Below are 16,733 nucleotides of genomic sequence, written 5' to 3'. Positions count from 1 at the left end.
ACACGGAAACCGCTCGCTTTCTCAGTGGTTGTATGGCCGTCGCAGACAGACTCCAGTCGCGCGCCCGTGCGTCGCCGAGGCTCGTCACCGCCGCCGTCTCCGTCGTCGGATACGCGCTGGTGTTCGCCACCTTCGGGGGCGTGCTCCCGTTCCCGAGTATCAGCGACCAGACCGTCATCCTCCTCTCGGACGCCATCGCCGTCGTCAACGCCGCCGCGTTGAGCGCCATCGTCGCCGGCGTCTACTTCATCAAGACCGACCAGATTCGGAAGCATCGAGCGGCGATGTTGACGGCGTTCGCCCTCATCCTCGGCTTCCTCGTCATGTACCTCCTGAAGGTCGGCGGTGGCTTCGAGAAGGAGATTCAGGCCGAGGGGCTCGTCTGGGGAGCCTACATCGTGATGCTGGCGGTCCACATCCTGCTGTCGGCTATCTCCGTCCCCGTCGTCGTCCACGCCGTCGTCCTCGGTCTCTCCCACTCCGTCGCGGAGCTCCGCGAGACCGCGCACGCTCGCGTCGGCCGCATCGCCGTCGCCGCGTGGGGGCTGAGCCTCTTTCTCGGACTGGTCACGTACGTCATGTTGAACCACGTCTACGGGTGGGTCCCTCGCGGCGGCGAAGCGGCGCTACTGGTCGCCGTCGTCGGGCCTTCGCTCGGGCGATAACAGGGAAACGTGGCCGGTCCGGTCCGTGTCGCCCACACTTTCGTGTATAGAACGCCTCTGTCACTGCACGTGACGTCGAAATTCCGGGGTCGTATCGTGCTAGCTGCCGCTCACCCGACGAGCGCGCAAAGAAAGCCGAACGGTAAGAAGGGGACCCTCGCCCGTTAGTCGCGTCGCGCTGCGACTAGTGCGGCGGCGACGACCGCGAGCAGAGCGCCGGCGGCGGTGAAGCCGGGCCCGTCGCCCGAGGTGGCTGTCTCTGTTTCGTCGCTTCCGCTGTCGCCGCTTTCCGTCGTGCTGTCCTCCGACTCCGTGTCCGTCTCGGACGGTGCGTCCGTTTCGGTGTCCGCGTTCCCGGTCTGCGTCTCCGTTTCGGCGTCCGTGTTTTCGGTCTCCGTCTCGGAGTCGGTCTCTGTCTCCGTCTCAGTCTCGGTGTCGGTCACGGCGCTGCCGGCGTCGTCACCGGTGCTACTGCCACCGGTCGCACCGCCACTGCTCCCACCGCTGTCGGTGACAGTGACGATGATGCTCTGGGACCCGACGCTGACCCGATTGTCACGGACGTACTCGAAGGCGTGTTCGAACGTCACCGTCTCCGTGCTCGTTGCGGAGACGGCGACGTCCTGCGAGTCGACGAGCGTACCGTTGACGCGCAGTTCGGCGGTGTAAGTGCCGTCGGCGTCACCGCGGTTCCGCACGTCGGCCGTGATGGTCGCGTCGTCGCCCTCCGGGACATTTCCGGGCCCCGAGACGCTGGTCACGCTGAACAGCGGCTTCGGTTCGACGCTGACCGTCTCGGACTGTCGACCGACACCGACTGTGGTGTCGCCGGACCCGTTGAACGTGGCGTCGAACGAGACAGTCCTCGTCGCGTCGGCGTCGATGGTAACCGTCTTTGTGTCCGCCGTTCCGGTTCCGACTCGAACGCTGTAGTACGGATTCGCGGACGTCGAACCCGTGTTCTCTATCGTGGCTTCTACGGTCACCGTCTCGCCTTGGTCCGCGTTCGAGGGCACGCTGATGCCAGTCACGCGGAGTGCCGCGAACTTCGTGAGAGTCCCGTCTCCAGCGCCGACGTACGCGTCGGTGCCGACGACGGTGGGTGCGGTCGCGATGGCGTCGTCTTGCCGGTTCACGACGAACAGTCGGCCACCGTTCTCCGCATCGACGACGCTCAGGTTCCCGTTGTCGGCGGCGGCGAACACAGTCTCGTTCGCCGTCGTCACCGAGATGCCGAGCGTTCCGGCGGTGTCGTAGTCCGCCCACCACTCGGTCGCGCCTCCGGAGTCGATGTCGTGAGCCGCTACGGTCCCGTTTTGAGACCCGACGACTGCCATGCCCTTGTGGAGAGCGGGGCTAGAGAAGACGCCGTCGTAGGTGGATGTATCGCTCCACTGTTGGGTGCCGTCGAAGTCGTAGGCCGCGACCGTCCCGTCGGTCGCGGTGACTATCACCGTCTCAGTATCGTCGTGGACGGCTGGCGCGTTGATAGCTCCGCTCGCCACGTCGTCCTCCCACTGCTGACGGCCGTCAGCAGTGGCGAGGCGATGGAGCGTCCCGCTCCGGTCACCGACGAACAGGGTGCCGGTGGACTCGTCGAGGGCGGGGGTCGTCCGCCCGGCGGGGCTACCGAGGGCAGTGGACCAACTCACCGACCCGCCGGAGCCGAACGCGTACGCGGACCCGTCGTTGCTGGCGACGTAGATGGTCCCGTCGCTGGCGACGACCGGCGACCCGTAGATGGCGCCGCCGGGGTCGGTCGTCTGCCAGTTTTCGGAGCCGTCGCTGGCGTCGAGGCTGTACACGCTCCCCGCGTCCGTGGCCACGTAGACGGTACCGTCGTGTACGGCGGGCGTGCCGTACACCTGTCCGTCGACGCTCGCGGACCACGTCACGGACCCGTCGGCAGTGCTGTATGCGCGCACCTCGCCGTCGTCACCGACGTAGGCCGTGCCGTCGACCACGGCGGGACCGGACGCGATGTCCGTTCCGGCGCTGCTGTCTGTCCCCCATTCGGGGTTGAGGCCGCCGAACTGGGTAGACGACGTCGTGTTCCCGGTGTTGCTCGTGTCTGCCTGATAGCTGGACCACGTGGCGGTGTTCCCGGCATTACCGGTGTGGGAGGCGGCGACCGTCCCGACCAGTCCCGCGGGGGCCGCGGCGACAGTCAGCACCGCAAGTACGAGCGCCAGTAGCGCTCGCCCTGAAGCGTCGCTCATTGGTTCACCTCCCGCGCGAACTCGCGAAGGTCAGCGTAATCCGGAACCACCCCGTCCGTGCCGGGCACGGCGCTGTTGGTGTCGTAGGCGTCTTGCACCGCCTCGAAGTGGACGACGGAGACCGGTGCGTCGTCGGCGCCGGCCAGCGCCTCCCGGATGCTGTTCGCGGCCGTCGTTCCGTCGACGAACGGGATGTCGTAGCCGTCGTAGTCGTCGTTCCCGGTGATGTCCTCGGCAGTCGGGTCGAGGACGGTGGCCTGCGAGACGCCGTCGGGTAGGACGATGTCGAGGATGTTGTTGTGGTCTCCGTTGGACCCGCCGCCGAACGCGTAACTGCCGCTACTAGACTGCACTTGACGAATGCCCGCGGTGCCGTAGCCGTCGTAACTGAACATCATCGGGACGATGTCCGACTCGCGGATGCCGGATGGAATCGACGTCTTCGGGACGACGATTTCGATGGCGCTGAACGCGTCCACCGCCCGGGTGCTCGCGCCGCTGTCGGCGTCCGCGATTACGTTCCAACTCCCATCCTCGACGGTCGGAAACGTCGCGGTGCTGTTCGGAACGCTCGTGTCTGTGGCGTAGCCGTGCGCGACGATGCGGCGGTGGTAGTTCTCTGCGAAGACGTTCTCCGCACTGCCGGACGCGTGAACGCCCTCTCGACTGTAGGTGTTGGCACCGCTCGCGGCCGTGTCTCGGAGGTATATCTGGATGTGCTGGATGGAGTAACCGTAGTCGCCGCCCCACGGGTCGCGTACCTGCGGGAGGTGGACGTGGAAGCGGTAGTTCGTCCCGTCGTCGTAGACGTGGACCCGTTCCATGTCGTAGTCGTCCGGCGTGATGTCACTCGTCGAAGGGTAGGTGAACGCGTTCGTCCCGTCGGCGGCCGTCGCTGGCCCGTAGGGGTCGCCGCTGGCGTCCTCCAGCGTGGCGATTCGCTCTGTGCTGGTCCCGAGTTCGGCGCGGTACACCTGCGTGAACGGTAGGGTCGCGCGGGTCTCCTCGTCGTAATAGAGAAGGTCGGACTGGGTCTCGTCCGAACGCGGCGGAACGAGTACGTCCATGACTCGAGGTGCGTTGTCGACGGCACCGTCTTTCGCCCCCACGATGGGGTCGCTGAAGCCGACGTCGTCGACGCTGTTGACGACCGGTCGGAAGCCGCCGAACCGCTCGGACCCGACAACTGGCAGGACTTCAATGTCTGCGGCGTTGAGGTCGTCGAAAGCCGCCTTCTCCACGGGGAGGATGACGGTGTTGCTGTCGCGATTGACGAACGGGTCGACGCTGACCGTACCGCTTCCGGTGGTCAGGTCGTTCCCGTCGCTGTCGATGGCGCTGGAACCGAACCCGCTGACTGCGATGCGATAGTGCCACGCCGAGGCGAAGTTCGCCTGCAGGCCGAGGTCGCCGTTCTCCGTGAGACTCCCCCCAGTGCGGGTTCCGTCGCGGACCCACAGCACGAAGTAGTGCGGCGAGAAGTCCCCGCCGAACACGTCGTAGAGGTTCCCGACGTCGTACTGGAAGTAGTACTTCGTCTCGTCCTGATAGATAGTGAACTGCTTGAGGTCGAACGCGCCGTCCCGGAACGTCGACCCCATCTGACTCTCTGGGAACCCGTAGCCCGCACCGAGGCCGTCGTCGCCCGGGTCGGTGTACTGGGCGACGAGGTCGCCGGGTTGGACCGTGATGGTCTGCTGGGCCAGTTGACTACCAGTCAGCCGATTGACTAGCGTGACCGTGTAGGAACCCGCCTGCGTGATGTTGTAGCCGAGCGAGAACGTCTGTCCGCTCGTGGCCGATGGCGGCAGTCGGATGTTCTCGATGGCGTCCGTCTGGCCGCCGAGCTGGATGCCGATGGGCGTCCCGCCGACGAAGTCGCTGTTGCCGTCGTGAGACCCGGTGACTTCGATGAACGACTCGCCGAGGCCCGGTTGGGTCGTCGTGAAGTTGACGCCGCTAATCGTCTGGGTCGGTTGCGCGTACGTCGGGAGGTTCGACGCTTCGCTCGACGTCGCCGGCGTCAGTCTGAGAGCGACCCCGCCGCTACGCCCCATCGTCGCCAGCACGGTGTCGCCCGAATTGACGACTGACTCGCTCCGACGAACCTCGGTCGGTTCGGTGTCGACGTCCGTCCCGGCGGCGTCGGTGTACATCTCCATCTTCCAGCCGTTGGACTTACTCGCGAGGAAGTCGAGCGTCGCCTCGATGGCCCGTCCGCTCCCGTCGGTCATCGCGCCGACGTACCACTCATCGCCCTTGCGACGGGCGGTGACGACGTACTCGCCGATGGCGGCGTCGACGACGACGGTGTCGTCCCAGCCACCGGCCGGAACCTGTTCGACGTACTCGAAGTCGGCCTTAGCGTCGACGTTCTCGTTGGCGACCTGTTCGTCGGTGAGCGCCGTGTAGTCTGCCGGGAACGGTGCGCTGTCGCCCTGTGCGGTGACGCCGACCGTGTTGACGTTGAACCCACCGACGTCGCCGCCGGTCCAGTTCCCGTCGCTGTCGGTCGTGTAGTTCAGTTCGATGATGACGGTGTTGTCCCCCTGCGTCAGCGGGACGTCCACCGCGTGAATCTGCCAGTCGTCCCAGTAGTTCGTGAACTGGGGGGTAATCTTGCCCTGTTTACCGTCGTACGGTGAGCCGTCGACCTTGAGCGTCGCCTGCCCTTCGCCGTTGTTCGTGACGCGAGAGGCGTTCTCCTCCTCGTCGCAGGCGTAGCGTAGGTGAAGCGTGTACGTCCCGTCGCTCGGGACGTTCGTGACTGTGAACGACACCGTCGACCCGGACGCTTCGCGGTTCGGGTCGACAGGGACGTAGTGCGTGCCGAAAGCGTCGCGCCAGTCGTCGCTCGTAATCATCCCGTCGAGTTCGCCCGACGGGGCCTGTACGTACTGACCGACTTCCATCTCCTCGTTGATGTACGCCTCGACTCGGTCGGCGGCCATCTGGATACCTGCGTTGTAACTCGGGTACATCGCGAGTTGCTTGGCCCGGGTCGTCTGAATCTGGTCGCCGGTGTCGTCGTTGAACGTGATGTCGAAGATGCCGGGCTGATAGCTCGTCGGTCCGGCGAGCATCCGCGTGAACGGAAGCGTGACGTGGTGGTCGCGGCCGACGTTCGACCCCAGCGCACCGAAGCCGTCGTACTCCTGCGCCTTGACGACTTCGCGGGCGGCGACGTTCGGGTAGGTTCGGCGCTCACCGGTCGGTTTGATGCCCTCGTGAATCTCCAGCATCTGGCGTTCCCCGGCGGCCTCCTCGATGACGGTCCGGTGGTGGTTGACCGCCAGTTGACAGTGCTGGTTGTGACTCGGACTGGACTGGTTGTCACCGAACAGGCCGGGGTCGGAGACGTAGCCGTTCTTGATAGAACGGATTCCAGCGTCGTCGTACTCCGAGAAGATGCCGTCGCTCAGTATCTCGTTCTCGTAGTTCGGCAGGTTTCCGGACGTCTCGTTGTGGACGGTGAACTCGACGGGATTCGAGAGGGTCGCCCCGTAGTCCGTGATTTCTGTAACGTCGAAGTCCGGGTAGGAGTCGGCGACGCCCATCTCCAGCGAGGCGCCGGTGTCGCTGGCGTCGGACCCGTAGGAGTCCCAGCCCTGATTCCACCCCTCGGCGAGGACGCTGTCGATACCGTTCTGGCTGGCGAAGTTCATGTACCGCTTCATCCGCTCGGTGCGCGCACCGTGGATGTACCCCGGTCCGCCGTTGGCGTCGTAGGGCCACTTCGCGTTCCCGGCAATCATCGTCCACCAGATGCCGATGTACTTCCGGGGCGCCAACCAACTCGTGTCGACGCCGCCGTTGCCGTCGGCCGGTAGTGCGGCGTCGTCCCGGTCTTCGTTCAACAGCGGAACGACCGAGGATTCGACGAGTTTTCCGGGGCTCGTGGCGAACTGGATGGTCCGCCACGGCGTCGCGTTCGGGGCCTGCAAGGACGCTTTCGTGCCGTCCGGGAGGGGCGCGAGTTGCGTCGTGAACTCCGTCCCGCCGCTGTCGGACTGGGCGACTATCGAGGCCGTCGAGTAGTCGTCTAGGTCGGCCTCGTGAACGCTCATGTACGCGTTCTGACCCGCCTTGATGGTCAGCGGCGTGTGTGCACCCGTCCGAATCTCGTTGTCGTTCGGGCGGATGGTCCGCGTCCCCGCGTCGATTTCGCTGAGACTCGACTCCGTGTACTCCTGTTCGAAGCGGGGGTTGACGAACTCGTTCTTGATCCACCACGCCGTGTAGTCTCCGGCGAAGTTGAACTCCGTGTTCTCGGAACTGACGACGAGGTTCCCGCTGTTGGCGGCGAAGTCCTCGTCGAAGACGAAGCGGAACCCGAGGCCGTCGTTGAAGACGCGGACCTCCAGATTTCCGGACCGGCCGGGACTACCCGCTTCCTCCAATCCGAGTCGCAGGTAGTTGTAGTCCTGCGAGACGCTGTCGTACTGGTCCCACTCCGGTGTCCAGTTCTCCGTCTCGGTCCCGCTCTCGCTGCCCGTGACGGTGATGCTGGTACCGGTGCCACCGTCGGAACCAGCGCCGAACGTCGCCTGATTCTGGAAGTCGAATCCGAGGCTCGACGAGCGTACGTACGTCGTGTCGTTGAACGCGACGCTGTACGCCGGCGTCCCCCCCGACACGTCGACGGTTACCCCGATGCTACCGTCGGGTGACGTGACTGTCTGCGTGTCACTGTCGTCCCCACCTGTGACCTGTGCGGCCACTTCTTCGGGCACGTCTTGCGTGTACGCCGCCGCGGCGAGCAACGACGCCACGCCGCCGAGGAACTCCCGACGGGCGAGCCCGTTGGATGATTGTTGAGATTGTCTACCAACCATTTCCATCTCAGTAAGACAAGTTGTACAACATAAATCCAACGGTTATAGACATTAATGACAATGCCTGTATAGCAACGGTTCAAATCGCACAGGACGGTATAGAACCGGGAATCGACGGACCATGGTGAGAAACTCGATTGTTCAGAAGCGCGACTCTCGGTGCCGAAAACGGGCAGTCGAGCGGCCGTTACAGTCGGACGAACGGTAGCTGGGCCAGCGTGGTGCCGTCGTAGGCCAGCGCGTCGGACTGGCTCACGCCGTCGGGGGTGAGCAGATCGACGACGCTGGGCGCGTTGTCGACCGCACCGGACTTCGCCCCGCCGAACTTCCACTGCGTCGCGCTCTCTCGGACCTCACGGAACGCACCGTAGTCCTCGGACCCGACGACCGGCACCACCTCGGTGTTGCTGATGTCGATGTCGATGGTGCTCTTGCTCACGGTGAGGGTCACCGTGTTCGCGCTGAGGTCGACGGTCATGTTGGGCGTGCTGAGGCTGTTGCCGGCCGCGTCGATAACTCCTTGGTCGTAGCCGCTGGCGGCGACGCGGTAGTGCCACGCGTCGGCGAACGCCGCGCTGACCGAGAGGTCGCCGTTCTCCGTCGTGGACCCGCCGGACTTCGACGGGTCGCGCAGCCACACCGTGACGAAGTGCGGCGAGAAGTTCCCGGAGTCGTAGGCGTCGTAGAGGTTGGCCACCTCGAAGGTGAACTCGTAGCTGGCGTCGTACTCGACGACGTCGAAGGACAGTAGGTCGAAGGCCCCGTCCTCGAAGGAACTGTCTGTCGGGTACGTGTACGGTCCGGGCCCGGCGTCGTCGCCGGCGTCGTCCGAGAGGCTGGCGACGGTCACGCCCGCCGAACTCGCGGGCCGGATGCACATGGCCGTCCCACCGCTGGCACCCATCGAGATGGCGACCGAGTCGCCCGCGGAGACGCGGTAGTCGCTGATTTCGACTTCCGTGGGGTTGGTGTCCACGTCGGTACCGTCCGCGTCGGCGTACTCCGTGACCGCCCAGCCGTCGGACTGGCTGGAGAGGAAGTCGAGCGGCACCGTGAGGTCGCGGGCGTTGCCGTCGGTCATCGCGCCGAGGTACCACTCGTCGCCGCTGCGCTTCGCGACGACGATGTACTCGCCGACGGCGGCGTCGACGACGACGGTCTCATCCCAACTGACCGGGACGTTCTCGATGAAGTCGAACTCCGGTTCCGTGTCGAAGTTCTCCTTGCTCGGGTCGACGTCGGCGTAGTTCGCGGCGACGGGTGAGCCAGCGCCGGCCTGGCTGACGGCGACGGTGTTGACGTTCAGACCGCCGACGTCGTTCGAGCCCAGTTTGAGCGCGACGGTGTTGTCGCCCGATTCGAGGTCGACCGAGACGGTGTGGACGTCCCAGTCGTCCCAGTAGTCGGTGAACGACGGCGTGAGTTGGCGTTCGCTCCCGTTGACCACCAGCGTCAGTTCGGGGTTGCCGTTGTCGACGACGGCCTGTGCGTTCTCGCTGGAGTCGCTGGCGTACCGGAGGTGCAGGTCGTAGGTGCCCTCACTCGGGACGTTCCTGACCCTGAACGTCGCCGTCGCCCCGTCCAGTTCGCGGTTGGCGTCGACGGGGACGTAGTGCCCGCCGTAGCTGTTGCGCCACTTGTCGGCGGTAATCATCCCGTCGAGGTCGCCCGACTGGGCCTGCACGAACTCGCCGACTTCGAGCGTGTTGTCGACGTAGGCCTCAATGCGGTCGGCCGCCATCTGGAGGCCGCCGAGGTAGGCCGGGTACATGGCGAGTTGCTTGGCCCGTGTGGTCTGAATCTGCCCGGCGTCGTTGTCGTTGAAGGTGATGTCGAAGATACCGGGCTGGTAGCTCGTGGGTCCGGCGAGCATCCGGGTGAACGGCAGTTTCACGTGGTGGTCCCGACCCACGTCGGCCCCGAGTTCGCCGAAGCCGTCGTACTCCTGTGCCTTGACGACCTCGCGGGCGGCGACGTTCGGGTAGGTCCGAATCTCGCCGGTCGGTTTGATGCCCTCGTGAATCTCCAGCATCTGCCGGTTCGCGGCGGCGTTCTTGATGACCATCCGGTGGTGGTTCACCGACCGCTGACAGTGCTGGGTGTGACTCGCCGCGGAGCCGTCGCCCTCGAAGCCCAGTCCGGGGTCTTTGACGTAGCCGTTCTTGATGGAGCGGATGCCCTCGTTCTCGTAGCCCGGGAAGATGTTCTGGTTCTGTATCTCGTCCTCGTAGACGACGACGTTGCCGGCCGTCTCGTTGTGGATGGTCATCTCCACGGGGGTCGAGAGGTTCGCCCCGTAGTCGGTGACCGTCGGCACGTCGAAGTCCGGGTAGGAGTCGTTCACTCCCATCTCGAACCCGGTGCCGTCGCCGGGGTACGTGTCCCAGCCCCGATTCCAGCCCTCAACCAGCACGCTGTCGATGCTGTGCTCGCTGGCGAACTTCATGTACCGCTTCATCCGCTCGGTGCGCGCACCGTGGATGTAGGAGGAGGGGTCGTTGCCGTCGTTCGAGATTTCGGCGTCGGACTTGTACTCCCACTTCGCGCTGCCGGCAATCATCGTCCACCAGATGCCCACGTACTTGCGCCCGTTCTCCAGCCACGAGGTGTCCACCGAACCGTCGGAGGTGGTCGGGAACGCCGACTCGTCCAGTGGGTCGGCGAGCAGCGGAACGAGCTGTGACTCCACCAAGTCACCGGGGCTGTCGCCGATTTGGACGGTGCGCCACGGCGTCACGTGCGGTGCCGTCGCCTGCACCGAGGAGCCGTCCGGGAGCGGCGCGAGTTCGGCCGCGAACTTGCGGCTCCCGCTGTCGGCTTGGGAGGCCAGCGAGAGCGTCGAGTAGTCGTCGAGGTTCGACTCGTGGACGCTGAGATACGTCCCATCACCAGTCTCCATCGTCAGCGGCGTGTGTGCACCTTTCCGGACGTAGTTGTCGTTGGGTCGCGTCGTCCCGTCGCCCGAGGGGATGTCGCTCAGGCTCGACTCGGTGTACTCCTGCTCGAAGCGTGGGTTGACCCACTCGTTCTCTATCCACCACGACGTGTAGTCCCCGCTGAAGTTGAACTCCGTGTTCTCCGAGTCGATGGTGAAGTCGCCGAAGTCGTCGTCGAACACCACCCGGAACCCGAGGCCGTCGTCGAACACCCTGACCTCGAGGTTCGCGGACCGGCCCGGACTGCTCGTCTCTTCGAGGCCGAGTCGGAGGTAGTCGTAGTCCTCCGAGACGGAGGCGAAGTCTCCCCACTCGGGTTCCCACGTCTCCGTGGTCGTCCCACTCTCGCTGCCGGTCACCGTGATGTCGGGCCCGGACCCGCTGATGGCCGTCCCGAAGGCGTCCTGCCCCGCGAAGTTGAACCCGATGGGCGACGGGTCGATGTAGGTCGTTCCACCGTAGGCGACGCTGTACTCTGGGACGCCTGTCGAGACGTCCACCGTCACCTCGATACTGCCGTCCGGCGACGTCACCGTCTGTGTGTCGGAGTCGTCCCCGGACGTCACCTGTGCCGCCACCTCGTCCGGCACTTCGAGCGAGTACGCCGCCGCCAGCAGCCCCGTTAGCCCACCGAGGAAATCTCGCCTGTCTACCGCGCTGTCCGCACCGTGACTGTGCCAGTCTACCATGCCGATTGAAGCGAACAACAATTATAATAGTAAATCTTTCCCAAAACGTTACAGGCAGAACCCATCAATAATTTGTGTATTAGGGGATATGTTTTTCTGGAGCCGGCAGAATCGGCACATGTGAACTCTCTAGGCGCTCGGTAGCTTTGTTGTCAGGCTTTCGACGTATTTTTCGCTCCCGGATGAATACATTAAATCACGGACACGGACCACCGAATATAGTGATGGCGCGACCGAGTGAGGCTCGCGCGACACGACCGATACACCGACGTTCGGGGGGCGGTCCCGGCCTGCGTGACGCCGAGTCAGTCCGTCCGGGGAAGGAGTCGGGCGCCGACGAGGAACCCGACGACGGCACAGACGGTCAGCACGGCGAGAGGGACCAGTGGGTCGCCGCTTCCCGTCGTCACGGCACGCACGCCCCGGGAGAAGTACGTCAGCGGCGAGAGCCACGTCGGGAGCCACCCCGGCAGGAGCGTCGGCGGGACGAACGTCTCCGAGAGGAACAGGAGAGGCAGTGCGATGCCGTTGCTCGCGGAGATGACGCCGTCCTGCGAGTCGGCCAGACTTCCGAGCATCGCGCCGACGCCGCAGAACAGCGCCACGCCGAGGACGACGAACGGGAGCAACAGCGGCGAGAACGCTATCTGTGCGCCCGTGAGCACGACCATCAACCCGAGGAGGACGATGCCGGCGAGGCCGATGATGACGACGTTCACCAGCGTCTGGGCCAACAGCCACTCTGGCCGGGTCAGCGGCGTCGTCGCCAGTTTCTCGAAGCGGTTGCCGTCGCGGTGGCGCGCGACTTCGCTCCCCACCCGCGAGAGCGGCGTGAACAGGACGACGACGGCCAGATAGCCCGGCGAGTAGTACGCCGGCGATTCCGTGAACAGGCCGCCGCCGCCCGGGCGCGTCTGGACGAGGACGCCGAAGATGACGACGATGATGAGCGGGAAGAAGAACGTGAAGAAGACGGCGGTCCGTCGCCGGAGGAAGGCGAGGGCGGCCGCGCGAGACTCCGAGCGAAGTCGTCCGAGACGGCTCATCGGACACCCCCCGTCGTCGCCTCGTCCGGTTTCGGGTCGCCGCTCTGCCCCACGCCCGTCCCGGTCAGTTCGAGGTAGACGGCTTCGAGGTCCGGTTCGGTCCACGTCAGACTGTCGTAGCCGACGCCGGCGGCGTCGAGTTCGTCGACGACGTTCCCGATGGACTCGGGCCTGACCCCGTAGACGACCAGCGTCCCGTTCCGAAGCGCCGTCCGGGCCGGGTAGTCGACGTCCTCTAGCGTCGTCTCGTCGAACGTCCCCTCGACGAGGAGTTGGCTGTCGCCGCCGTGGGCCGCTATCAGCGCCTCGGGGCGGTCCAGCGCCACGAGTCGGCCCTCCGAGAGCAGGCCGACTCTGTCGGCGAGTCGGCGGGCCTCCTCCATGTAGTGGGTCGTGACGACGATGGTGACCCCCCGGTCGACGAGGCCCTCCAACAGGTCCCAGAGGGCCTGTCGCCCGGCGGGGTCGATGCCCGTCGTCGGTTCGTCGAGAAAGAGGAGGTCCGGGTCGTTGATGAGCGCCGTCGCCACGCAGGTCCGGCGCTGTTGGCCGCCCGAGAGGTTCTCGTAGGTGGTGTCGGCGGTGTCGGCGAGGCCCACGTCCGCGAGGACCCGGTCCACGTCGCGCGTCTCGTCGTACAGGCCGGCGTAGTACGCGACGAGTTCGCGGGCGGTCAATCGCTCGTGGGGGGCAAACGACTGTGGCAAGAGGCCGATGCGGTCGCGGTCGACCGCGGTCGGCGACTCACCGAACAACTCGACGCGTCCCTCCGCGTCGGTGGTCCCCGTCAGGGCCCGCACGAGCGTCGTCTTCCCCGCCCCGTTCGGCCCCACCAGCGCCAACACCTCTCCCGCCGTCGCCGACAGCGACACCCCGTCGAGCGCGACGGTGTCGCCGTAGGTCCGGCGGACATCCTCCGCGACGAGTACCTCGTCCATATCTCACCGTCGGGCATCGCCGCCGAAAGCCGTTCCGCTCTCCCGCCGGTCAGAGTCGGTCGCGGACCCGTCGGACGATGGCGTCTACGTCGTAGTCGTGTTCGTCCTTGTCGTACACCGTCTCGCCGTCGACGTCCACGCGGAACACGCCGTGAGCGCCCATGACGAGGGACATCCTGTCCAAGTCTCCTTCGACGCCGTTCAGGATGGCTCGCTCGACGTCCAGCGCTCGTTCGCGGAACCCACACGGGACGCAGTACTCGATTTCGACTTCGGACATACCCGGGTCTTGACCGGCCTCGGGTAAAACTCCGTGCTTCACCGTCTGATAGGACGCCAGTACAGCAGGCCCAGCGAGACGAGGTACACCACGGTCGCCGCGCCGTAGGACTGCGGGACCAACTGACCGACGACGGCGGCCGTCCCGCCGAGGACGCTCGACACCGTGGGGACGAGTATCCCGAGGACACAGGAGACACAGGAGAACAGGCCCGTGAGGCTCCCGAGCGAGATGCCGGAGGTGTCGAGCACCATCACGTAGACGAGGTACGACAGCGCCCCGTACCCCACGAGTTTGTAGGGGATGAGCGTCACCGACACTATCTGCCCGAAGTACGCCAGCATGGGGTTCCACCCGGGCGGGAGGTAGAGGAGGTTGAACTGGACGTACGACTGTATCTCTGGCGACCCCGGACGGACGATGCCGCCGATGGCCGCCAGCACGAGGAAGTACAGCACCCCGACGACGAGCGCCCGACGGCGCTGTTTCGCGGACACGGGCGGCGTCTTCGCCTTCAGGACCGCCAGCAACCCGGCGTTTATCCAGACCAGCGGGTAGACGTACTGGAAGACCCCCTGCCACGAGGTAGCGTCGGTGCCGCCGAAGAAGACGTGGAGCGTGACCAGTAGCAACTCCGTGTTCAACACGAGCGCCGCGTACAGCATGGTCCCGCGGTCGAACGACATGTCGGGTCGGTGGGTGAGTGTGCTCATAGGACGAGGGCGTCGACGACGATGGCGAGCAACAGCGCCCCGAGGTAGGCGTTGGAAGCGTGGAACGCGCGGAAGGCGGCCGACTCGGTCTGTTCCCGGTGGAGCCGAACGACCGCCCAGAGGAAGACGCCGCCGAGGGCCGCCGACGTGAGGGCGTACAGCGCCCCGAGCGAGGTGAGCGACGCCAGCACGCCGGAGGCGACGAGCGTCGCCCCGAGGTAGTAGACGATGTGCTTTCGGGTCTCGGTCTCTCCGCGGACGACGGGCATCATCGGGAACCCGCCGGACTGGTAGTCGTCCTTGTACGCGAGCGCGAGGTTGTAGAAGTGCGCCGGCGTCCAGAGGAAGATGACACCGGCCAGCGCCAGTCCCGGGAGGCCGATGGTCCCGTCGACGGCGGCCCACCCGATGAGCGCCGGGAGCGCGCCCGCCGCCCCGCCGATGACCGTGTTCTGGACGGTGTTGGGCTTCAGGAGGAGCGTGTAGACGACGCTGTAGAAGAGGATGGCCGCCAGTCCGAGGGCGGCGGCGAGGACGTTGACCTGCCAGAACAGCGCCATCGCGGCCAGCGCGAGGGCGACGCCGAACGCCAGCGCGTTCCGGACCGGAATCTGGTGGGTCGCTATCGGGCGGTCGGAGGTCCGGTCCATCCGCTTGTCGATGTCGCGTTCGAGGACGTGGTTGAACGTGCCGGACGCGCCGATTGCGAGGACGCCGCCGCCCAGCGTCAGCACCACCGTCCGAACGCTGAGGGACGGGCCGGCTTTGAGCGCCATCCCGGCGGCGGCGACCAGACACAGGAGCCACATCAAGCGCGGTTTCGTCAGACGGAAGTACGCGCCGGCGGTGGCGACGAGGCGCTCCCGGGTCGAGAGCGCGGCCCGCGGCGTGGGTTCCTCGGCCGTCTCCGGCATCGGGTCGGGCGAGGGGTTCGCCACGCGCTCTTCGTCGTCGCTCCCAGTCTCCGCTTCGAGGTGCCACGCGAGCGCGAGCGTGAACGCGGTGAATATCGCCATCCCCGTCGCCAGATGGGCGCTGGGGAGTTGGCCAGCGGCCCCCGTCGTGGCGACGAACGCACCGAGTGCGACCTGCACCGGGTACAGCGCGAGGCCGACCACCAGCGCCGCCTTGACACGGCGACGAGTCGCCGTCCTGAGTCCGAGCGCGACGGTGCCGACCGTGAGGAGGCCGACGGCCGCGGCCGTCAGTCGGTGCCCGCGAGCGACGAGCAGGGACGGGTCCTCGAGTGTGACCGGTCCCTGACACAGCGGCCACGTCGTACAGGCCGCCACCGCGTCGGTGATGGCGGCCGTCGCGCCGGCGATGACCAACAGATAGACGCCGACGGCCGTGGCGGCCAGTAGTCCCGAGAACGTCCTGCTCTCTGCCATTAGTGTAGCGTTCGGCGGCGGGCACTTAGACTCCTCGCTTTTCGCCCCCGCCGGCGAAGGGTTCCGAACCCCGCCAGAGCAGACGCTCGCGGTCGAACCGGCGGACACAGCGCCGGCCAGCGAGTCGGTGACGGAGGGCGGTTGAGGGCCAAGACAGCAGTTATTTATCCCCGAAATCCTAAGCCGCGCACATGACCCGGAGACGCGCCGGTCTGGTCGCTCTGTTCGGCGCTGCGTTACTCGCGCTCGCCGCCGAACCGGTCGCAGCACAGCCGTCCGCCTCGACGACCGTAGAGCAGATTTGGGAACTCAACCTGAACCTGCTGTACGTCGCCATCCCGATTACCGTCCTCGTCGAGGGGATTCTCATCTACACGGTCTGGCGCTTCCGCAATCAGGAGGAGCCACTCCCGACGATGGAGAACCGTCGCCTCGAAATCACGTGGACCATCGCGACGGCCATCATCCTGCTGTTCGTCGGCGTCGCCTCCTATCAGGTGATGGCGAGTCCGTACGTCACCGCCGAGGCCGCCGACCAAGCCGACCTGCAGGAGGAGAACCCCGAACACATCGAGGTCCACGCCTACCGCTACGGCTGGACGTTCTACTACAACGGGTCGAGTTTCAGCGACTCCGCCCAGACGACGTCGACCGGGACGCTCAGACTACCCGCGGACAAACCCGTGGTGTTGCGAGTGACGTCTGAGGACTGGCTCCACGCCTTCCACGTCCCCAGCCTCGGCCTGAAAGCCGACGCGTTCCCCGGACAGTACAACCGCCTCCGGACGGTCCCGACCGAAACCGGTAGCTACCAGCTCTACTGCGCCGAGTACTGTGGCTCGGGCCACTCGAAGATGCTCGGCACAGTGCAGGTGATGCCCCAGGACGAGTACGACCAGTGGGTGTCGAACCAGAGCCAACAGAGCGGCGGTTCGCAGAACGGGTCCCAGCAGAACGAGACGAGTAACTGATTTTCGCCGGCTCTCTCGCCGCAACTGTTAGGCGTCGCGGCCGAGTGCGT

10 protein-coding genes are annotated in these 16,733 nt (G+C 66.0%); 2 read left to right on the top strand and 8 right to left on the bottom strand.

The features are described 5' to 3' along the window. Nucleotides 1-32 precede the first annotated feature (32 nt). Entirely contained in the window at nt 33-665 is a 633-nt protein-coding gene (locus Hhyl6_RS02225) for a DUF420 domain-containing protein (RefSeq protein ID WP_483737594.1), read from the top strand. 164 nt (nt 666-829) lie between these two features. On the opposite strand, the gene Hhyl6_RS02220 is transcribed toward Hhyl6_RS02225, so the two are convergent. The 8 genes from Hhyl6_RS02220 to Hhyl6_RS02185 all read right to left on the bottom strand — a co-directional run bounded on the left by Hhyl6_RS02220 (nt 830) and on the right by Hhyl6_RS02185 (nt 15,712). After that, entirely contained in the window at nt 830-2,884 is a 2,055-nt protein-coding gene (locus tag Hhyl6_RS02220; RefSeq protein ID WP_483737593.1) for an outer membrane protein assembly factor BamB family protein, read from the bottom strand. After that, nucleotides 2,881-7,719 carry a glucodextranase DOMON-like domain-containing protein gene (locus tag Hhyl6_RS02215; protein WP_483737592.1) on the bottom strand — a complete coding sequence of 1,613 codons (4,839 nt, stop codon included), beginning with the start codon at nt 7,717-7,719 and terminating at the stop codon, nt 2,881-2,883. Before Hhyl6_RS02215 ends, Hhyl6_RS02220 begins: the two co-directional genes overlap by 4 nt. Nucleotides 7,720-7,906: 187 nt before the next feature. Beyond that, nucleotides 7,907-11,344, bottom strand: coding sequence for a glycoside hydrolase family 97 N-terminal domain-containing protein (locus Hhyl6_RS02210; protein WP_483737591.1), 3,438 nt, complete (start codon nt 11,342-11,344; stop codon nt 7,907-7,909). Between the two features lie 305 nt (nt 11,345-11,649). Next, entirely contained in the window at nt 11,650-12,390 is a 741-nt protein-coding gene (locus Hhyl6_RS02205) for an ABC transporter permease (protein WP_483737590.1), read from the bottom strand. Further along, the gene (locus Hhyl6_RS02200; protein WP_483737589.1) at nt 12,387-13,328 is read right to left on the bottom strand and encodes an ABC transporter ATP-binding protein; all 942 of its coding nucleotides are present in this window, start codon (nt 13,326-13,328) and stop codon (nt 12,387-12,389) included. Before Hhyl6_RS02200 ends, Hhyl6_RS02205 begins: the two co-directional genes overlap by 4 nt. 49 nt (nt 13,329-13,377) lie before the next feature. Beyond that, nucleotides 13,378-13,608 (bottom strand): Rdx family protein, encoded by a 231-nt coding sequence (locus Hhyl6_RS02195; RefSeq protein ID WP_483737588.1) that lies wholly within the window; start codon nt 13,606-13,608, stop codon nt 13,378-13,380. Nucleotides 13,609-13,646: 38 nt separating this feature from the next. Further along, complete coding sequence (locus Hhyl6_RS02190; protein WP_483737587.1) at nt 13,647-14,321, bottom strand: DUF7546 family protein; 675 nt, start codon at nt 14,319-14,321, stop codon at nt 13,647-13,649. Then, on the bottom strand, nt 14,318-15,712 hold the full coding sequence (locus Hhyl6_RS02185) for a heme o synthase (protein ID WP_483737586.1): 1,395 nt from the start codon (nt 15,710-15,712) through the stop codon (nt 14,318-14,320). Before Hhyl6_RS02185 ends, Hhyl6_RS02190 begins: the two co-directional genes overlap by 4 nt. 191 nt (nt 15,713-15,903) lie before the next feature. On the opposite strand from Hhyl6_RS02185, the gene coxB reads away from it, so the two are divergent. Next, the gene (gene coxB / locus Hhyl6_RS02180; RefSeq protein WP_483737585.1) at nt 15,904-16,683 is read left to right on the top strand and encodes a cytochrome c oxidase subunit II; all 780 of its coding nucleotides are present in this window, start codon (nt 15,904-15,906) and stop codon (nt 16,681-16,683) included. The last annotated feature ends 50 nt before the right edge of the window (nt 16,684-16,733 follow it).

It is taken from the genome of Haloarcula sp. H-hyl6 (assembly GCF_056934455.1).
The sequence above is the reverse complement of the archived record's forward strand: the minus strand, read 5'-3'. Positions and strand labels throughout refer to the sequence as shown.

Coding starts and splice junctions, on each gene's coding strand:
- Hhyl6_RS02210 (WP_483737591.1), bottom strand. CDS start 11,344: ATGGTAGACTGGCACAGTCACGGTGCGGACAGCGCGGTAGACAGGCGA.
- Hhyl6_RS02220 (WP_483737593.1), bottom strand. CDS start 2,884: ATGAGCGACGCTTCAGGGCGAGCGCTACTGGCGCTCGTACTTGCGGTG.
- Hhyl6_RS02225 (WP_483737594.1), top strand. CDS start 33: ATGGCCGTCGCAGACAGACTCCAGTCGCGCGCCCGTGCGTCGCCGAGG.
- Hhyl6_RS02185 (WP_483737586.1), bottom strand. CDS start 15,712: ATGGCAGAGAGCAGGACGTTCTCGGGACTACTGGCCGCCACGGCCGTC.
- coxB (WP_483737585.1), top strand. CDS start 15,904: ATGACCCGGAGACGCGCCGGTCTGGTCGCTCTGTTCGGCGCTGCGTTA.
- Hhyl6_RS02205 (WP_483737590.1), bottom strand. CDS start 12,390: ATGAGCCGTCTCGGACGACTTCGCTCGGAGTCTCGCGCGGCCGCCCTC.
- Hhyl6_RS02215 (WP_483737592.1), bottom strand. CDS start 7,719: ATGGTTGGTAGACAATCTCAACAATCATCCAACGGGCTCGCCCGTCGG.
- Hhyl6_RS02190 (WP_483737587.1), bottom strand. CDS start 14,321: ATGAGCACACTCACCCACCGACCCGACATGTCGTTCGACCGCGGGACC.
- Hhyl6_RS02195 (WP_483737588.1), bottom strand. CDS start 13,608: ATGTCCGAAGTCGAAATCGAGTACTGCGTCCCGTGTGGGTTCCGCGAA.
- Hhyl6_RS02200 (WP_483737589.1), bottom strand. CDS start 13,328: ATGGACGAGGTACTCGTCGCGGAGGATGTCCGCCGGACCTACGGCGAC.